The following is a 6,515-nucleotide window of genomic DNA, read 5'->3' as shown; positions in this document are numbered from 1 at the left end:
AAGCTCTGACCCCGATGTCCCACCACACCGGGACAAATACTCTGACCCCAATGTCCCGACCCCAATGTCCCGCTCGAAGTGGTGGGGGAGTTGTGCTATATTATAGTATATTAGTTGATTTGATTGATGAAGAGGGCTGGTTGGATGAGTTTAGTTGCGATTTTATTGAACATTACAATATTAGTTAATATCATTCTCGGGTTGTCGATTATCTTTTTGGAGCGGAAAAACGCTTCATCCACCTGGGCTTGGCTCATGGTCCTTTTATTTATCCCAGTTGCTGGATTTATTCTTTATTTAATCTTTGGAAAGCCAATCAGTAATGGACGGATTTTTGTCTGGGACACGAAGAGTAAACTCGGATTAAAGGCGGCAGTTCAGTCCCAGCTTCGTGATATTGAAAATGATGAACTAGAATATAGCGACGCAGATATGAAAAAATATGCGAGCCTGGTTTATTTAAATTTACGAACAGATTCTTCCCTTTTATCCCAGAACAACGCGGTTGATATACTTCTCGACGGAGAGGAGAAGTTTGAACGCTTGATGCAAGACATGCGGCGGGCGAAAGAACATATCCATTTAATTTATTATATTGTTCGCAATGACGAGCTCGGCATGAAACTAGCCGATGTCATGATCAAGAAAGCCAATGAAGGTGTCACCGTCCGTTTCCTTTATGATGCAATGGGCTCACGCCGTTTGAGTAAAAAATATGTAAAGCGACTTCGGGATGCCGGTGTTCAAGTCGAAGCGTTTTTCCCAGCAAAACTCGTCAATTTTAAAATAAATTACCGTAACCACCGTAAACTCGCAATCATTGACGGGAAAATCGGCTATATCGGTGGATTCAATATCGGTGATGAGTATCTTGGTAAAGATAAAAAATTTGGTTACTGGCGCGATACCCATCTGCGTGTAAAGGGTTCTGCCGTTGAAGGAATGCAGACGCGGTTTATCCTTGACTGGAACCAAGCAGCTAAAAGTAATATTCATTATGAAGACCACTATTATCAATCGGAAAAAGCAGGAGACGCCGGCATGCAAATCGTCTCGAGCGGTCCGGATCAGGATTTGGAACAGATAAAGAATGCATATATAAAGATGATACTCGAGGCAAAGGAATATATTTATATTCAGACGCCTTACTTCATTCCGGATGAGAGCTTGCGGGATGCGCTAAGACTTGCAGCATTATCTGGTGTGGATGTAAAGGTCATGATCCCGAATAAACCGGATCATCCATTTGTCTACTGGGCAACCTTATCCTACAGTGGGGACTTGCTCGAAGCGGGCGGAGAAATTTATATTTACCAGAACGGTTTCATGCATGCGAAGACACTAATCGTCGATGGAAAAATATCAACGGTTGGAACAGCGAATATTGATGTACGCAGTTTCCGCCTGAATTTTGAAGTGAGTGCCTTGATCTATGATAAGGAAATTACCGAAGAACTCGTCGAAGCATTCCATGACGACATTCGCCGCTCCACACAAATGACGAAGAAACTGTATGAGAAACGCTCGCTTGGAATCAAATTGAAAGAATCGATATCACGCTTATTATCACCAGTTCTATAAGAGAACATCAAGGAGGACATCATGAAAGCAAAACCTTGTTCCAACTCATTAGCAATTAAAACAACCCATGTTCACCCACCGGACACAAACGTCCATAATACATTATTCGGTGGAAGGCTTTTAGCGCATATTGACGACTTAGCGGCAATTTCGGCGGTAAAGCATTGCCGGAACCCTGTCGTTACAGCGTCAATTGACTCGGTTGACTTCTTAACCCCTGTACGGGCAGGGGACGCGATTTTAATCGAATCATTCGTTACGTGGACACGGAATACATCGATGGAAGTTTTTGTCCGGGTCATTACAGAGAATCTCGTAACGGAGGAAAAGGAAGTATGTAACACTGCTTTTCTTACCTTTGTAGCGATTGATGAATACGGCAGACCAACCCCAGTTCCGCCGGTTTACCCGGAGACCGATTATGAGAAGACGCTGCACGAATCCGCACCCGAACGTGCCGAACAACGCGGAGAACGCCGGAATAAATCGAAAACTTTCGCTCAAAAAATTGGCTCCGAATATATTTGGGACAGAAACAAGTAGGAGAGAGTACTTGGCAGCTCTTAACCATTTTCTGTTTGGAGCGGCTGCAATTAATATAACAACAACCTCATAGCAGAAATGAGGTGTTCCTATGTTAAAAAAAAACTCATACGCTACAACTTAAAAGGAGGCATGGTTTTACAGCCATCGCCTCCTTTTAAACGTTGAAAACACGGACCAGAAAAATGAATTATTGACACCTTGCGAATTAGAAAAAAGCCCGCAAAAAGCAAGAGATATCGGGATTACAGACCTCCAGATGAAAGCTGTACTTACGCCAAATGAAAATCCACTCTTTCAGACTGCGAAAGATGGTAAATGTAAAATAGGGCTTAGGGAAGTAAATCCGCTAAGCCCTCAGAATGTGCCCAAGGTTATGAAATCAGGCGCACATCTGTCTATTTATTTTACTTTGTCCTCTTTTTCCGCTTCTACCTCTTCTTTTGTAACATGCTCCTCCGCCCAAACCTGAATTTCGCGGATGACCGGCTCAAGTGCGCGGCCTTTTTCAGAGAGCGAATATTCAATCCGGACAGGGAACTCAGAATATATTTTCCGCTCGACAATACCTTCTTTTTCGAGCATCTTCAAGCGATCGGAGAGCAATCTGCCACTAATGGGTAAATTAGCTTCCATCTCTGAGAAACGTTTTGTCCCTTTCAGCAACTCAAATAAGATTAAGCCTACCCAGCGGGTACTTAATAACCCCATCGCTTTTTCAAAACGTGGACATAAGATTTCCTCCATATTGATCACCTCACTAATCCAATGTCAAGCCTTAAGAAAAGGAATCACAGTAATTACAAAAAGTAACTTAATATTAAGTTTACCATAAAATAGCTTCGTTCGCAATAAGGGATAGGGCAGGTCCAATGATTTTGTCTACAAAAAAGTTGGTGAATTCTTCAATTTGTGAAATAATAGAACGTATACAATTTGAACCAATTGGAGGTCATAAAATGGCAAGTATCGAATTGCAAGAAAAATATGCTGAACTCGCTTTAAAAACTGGCGTCAATTTACAGAAGGGGCAGGCACTCATGATCAATGCTCCACTCGAGGGAGCAGATTTTACAAAGATTGTGGCAAGGAGGGCGTACGAAATCGGGGCGAAGGATGTCCATATCAACTGGGTGGATGATGAGTTAACGCTCTTGAAATACCAGTATGCCCCGGACGAGGTTATTGCTTCATTCCCGGAATGGCGCGTTAAATTGCATGATGAATTTGCAGAAGATGGGGCAGCCATACTTCATATCCGTTCGACAAACCCGGATTTATTAAAAGATATTGATCCATCCCGTGTAGCTGCAGCAAATAAAGCAGCAGCTGAAGCAATGGTTAATTTCCGCAAATATACGATGAATGACAAGATTCCTTGGTCAATCATTTCCATTCCATCTAAAGACTGGGCCCAAAAGATTTTCCCTGATAAATCCCCAGAAGATGCAGTAGAAAGTTTATGGGAAGCCATCTTGAAAATCGTCCGTGTTGACCAAGCTGATCCGCTTGCTGCATGGGATAAGCATAATGCAACTTTGAAAAAGGCTCGTGAAGTTCTAAATAACAAAAATTATAAAAAGTTAATCTTAAAAGCACCAGGTACAGAGCTCGATCTCGAATTACCAGAAGGGCATATTTGGAAAGGCGGTTCGGCGGTTGCGGAAACCGGTGTTACGTTCAATCCGAACATCCCGACAGAAGAAGTCTTCTCCTTGCCACATAAATATGGTGTAAACGGTACGGTTTCAAGCACGAAACCATTGAACTACGGCGGAAGCTTAATCGACAACTTCCAGCTGACTTTCAAAGATGGAAAAGTAGTTGACTTTAAAGCGGAAGAGGGGGAAGAGGTACTCAAGCACTTACTCGATTCCGATGAAGGAGCTCGTCGTCTTGGTGAAATTGCGCTCGTCCCAGATGAATCCCCGGTATCCCAATCCGGACTCATTTTCTATAACACGCTTTTTGATGAAAACGCCTCTTGCCACATTGCGTTGGGTAAAGCGTATCCGACCAACCTAAAAGGCGGCTCTGAAATGAGTAATGAGGAATTAGACAAACACGGTGTTAATGATAGCCTCATCCACGTCGACTTCATGATTGGTTCTGACAAGCTTGATATCGACGGCGTCAAACAAGACGGCACAACCGAACCTGTCTTCCGTAAAGGTACATGGGCACTGAATGTAAAAGGTGAATAAAAAAAGTGGGACATTGGGGTCAGAGCCCTTGTCCCACTACATCATGCCATTTTTCACTAACACAGCTTTAATTTTCAAATACGTATAGCTTTCAGGCAAGGCTTCCTTCAGCGGTTTTAACCGTTCTTCCTCCATTCCTTCTTTTGCCTTCAGCACTTCCGCTTCTTCTTCCTCATTGAAAAAGATATTCCAAGCAAGGGTGAATCCATCTTTATATGCTTTAAACAAATGATTCTCGATCGTTTGATCCTTAAAACCACGAATTGCAGCTATTTCTTTAATCGTTTTGCCGGATTGGAAAAGATTGTAGCTAACGAGATGACTTGGCCCTTCGTCATCCGTATCCTTTTTCCGGACAACCGGTGTGTCGGCAGAAATAAGCACTTTTACTTCCACATCTGGATTACGTGCACGCCAGTCTTGTAGGAGGGTAAGGAAGCCTTCCCCGTATTGTTTAAACTTAACCTCACCAATTCCTTTGATTTGCAGCATCTCTTCTTTCGTTTGCGGGAAATATCGGCTTAGTTCTTTTAATGTAGCGTCAGAAAAGAGAATATATGGCGGCAGATTCTTCTCATCCGCTATTTCCTTCCGAAGTGCCCGCAGTTCGGTGAACAATCCAACATGGAAATCGGAATCTCCTGTCGTTGGAATTGGCGCAGTATACATTTCTACCGGTCGTTCACCCTTCAAGACATCGACAGAATTCTGATTCAAGCGAATCGTTGGATAACGTCCTTCTTCAATCGCCAGCAGATTTTCCGCAATTAAAAAGTGAATCATTTCAGTAATTTCCTTTTCGGTATACCGAGAAAGCAGCCCGTATGTTGTGAGGCGTGTTAGATCAAATTGAACAATCTTTTTATCCCTTGACCCTTTCAGTACCTTTGCTGTCATACTAACACCGAACCGCTCATTCATCCGCTTCACACAAGAGAGAATCATCTGCGCTTCTTCTGTAATATCCGTTTTTTCCTGCAGTTCTGTGCAATTGCTGCAACGTTCGCAGCTTGCGTATGGCGTGACTCCATCAAAATATTCCAGAATGAAATTTGCAAGACACCCGTGGGTATGGCAGTAATTAATCATCGCTTGAAGCTTGCGGTATTCGTTTTGTTTCGCATCTTCTTCCATCATCGATTGTTCAATTAAAAACTTCTGAACTTGCACATCCTGTGGCGAAAATAAAAGAATACAGTCACTCGCTTCTCCATCACGGCCAGCTCTTCCGGCTTCCTGGTAATAGGATTCAATATTCATCGGCATCGCATAGTGAATTACAAAACGAACGTTTGATTTATCGATTCCCATGCCAAATGCGTTCGTCGCAATTATAACCGTCACTTCATCATGGAGGAAAGCGGATTGAGCCTCTTGCCGCTCGAGTTCCGTAAGCCCGGCATGATATTTCGCAACAGAAAAACCACGCTGACTTAGCTGCGTATGCAGATTGTCCGCCTGTTTCCGGGTTGCCGTGTAAATAATTCCCGGCTCATTTTTATGTTCGGTAAGGAAGCTGCGAATATACGTCTGCTTATCTTTCCCCTTAACGACATGAAAGGAGAGGTTTTCCCTAGCAAAGCCGGTGTTTACGGTCTGTTCGTTCTGAATGCTTAGTAGGGACTGAATATCTTCAACAACCTCCTCTGTCGCCGTTGCAGTAAGCGCGACAAAGACTGGAATATTGCCAAACTCCTTTAGGCGCGGGACAATCGAGCGGTAACTCGGTCTGAAATCATGCCCCCATTGGGAAATACAATGCGCTTCATCAAAGGCGACGAGCGAAATATGAATCTCTTGCATCAGTTCGGTGAAACGATAGGACTCAAAACGTTCTGGAGCGACATAGACAAACTTATATCTGCCTGCCGCAATTTCCCGCATCCGCATATCCTGTTCAGCGGCAGACAGGGAGCTGTTGATATAGGTTGCAGCAATTCCAAGGGATACAAGTCCATCCACCTGATCTTTCATCAGTGAGATTAAAGGGGAGATAATGATTGCAGTACCTTCCATGGATAATCCGGGGATTTGATAGATTAGGGATTTACCTCCACCTGTAGGCATGACAGCAAGTGTATTTTTTCGTTCGAGTATATGGGAGATTGCTTCTTCTTGCCCAGGGCGGAATGCTTCATAACCGAAGTAGGTTTGCAGTATGTTTTTTTCTTTGACGAGCATGTCCAA

The 6,515-nt window shown here is 43.4% G+C and carries 5 protein-coding genes; 3 read left to right on the top strand and 2 right to left on the bottom strand.

Translation table 11 applies throughout. The features are described 5' to 3' along the window. Positions 1-144 precede the first annotated feature (144 nt). On the top strand, positions 145-1,581 hold the full coding sequence (gene cls, locus IEX94_RS02020) for a cardiolipin synthase (protein WP_156854151.1): 1,437 nt from the start codon (positions 145-147) through the stop codon (positions 1,579-1,581). A 21-nt stretch (positions 1,582-1,602) separates the two neighbouring features. Continuing rightward, on the top strand, positions 1,603-2,124 hold the full coding sequence (locus IEX94_RS02015) for an acyl-CoA thioesterase (RefSeq protein WP_188855820.1): 522 nt from the start codon (positions 1,603-1,605) through the stop codon (positions 2,122-2,124). Between the two features lie 402 nt (positions 2,125-2,526). On the opposite strand, the gene IEX94_RS02010 is transcribed toward IEX94_RS02015, so the two are convergent. Beyond that, complete coding sequence (locus IEX94_RS02010; protein WP_308425566.1) at positions 2,527-2,871, bottom strand: winged helix-turn-helix transcriptional regulator; 345 nt, start codon at positions 2,869-2,871, stop codon at positions 2,527-2,529. Between the two features lie 212 nt (positions 2,872-3,083). Between IEX94_RS02010 and IEX94_RS02005 the strand changes: the two genes are divergently transcribed. Next, on the top strand, positions 3,084-4,328 hold the full coding sequence (locus IEX94_RS02005; protein WP_188855819.1) for an aminopeptidase: 1,245 nt from the start codon (positions 3,084-3,086) through the stop codon (positions 4,326-4,328). 36 nt (positions 4,329-4,364) lie between these two features. Here the strand turns inward: IEX94_RS02005 and recQ are convergent, their stop codons facing one another. Next, a complete protein-coding gene (gene recQ / locus IEX94_RS02000) occupies positions 4,365-6,509 on the bottom strand; it encodes a DNA helicase RecQ (RefSeq protein ID WP_188855818.1) in 2,145 nt (714 codons plus the stop codon). Positions 6,510-6,515: the final 6 nt, after the last annotated feature.

The organism is Oceanobacillus indicireducens, assembly GCF_014647195.1.
Classification (GTDB): domain Bacteria; phylum Bacillota; class Bacilli; order Bacillales; family Amphibacillaceae; genus Oceanobacillus; species Oceanobacillus indicireducens.
Note: the sequence above shows the minus strand (reverse complement) of the source record. Positions and strands in the feature narration are given on the sequence as shown.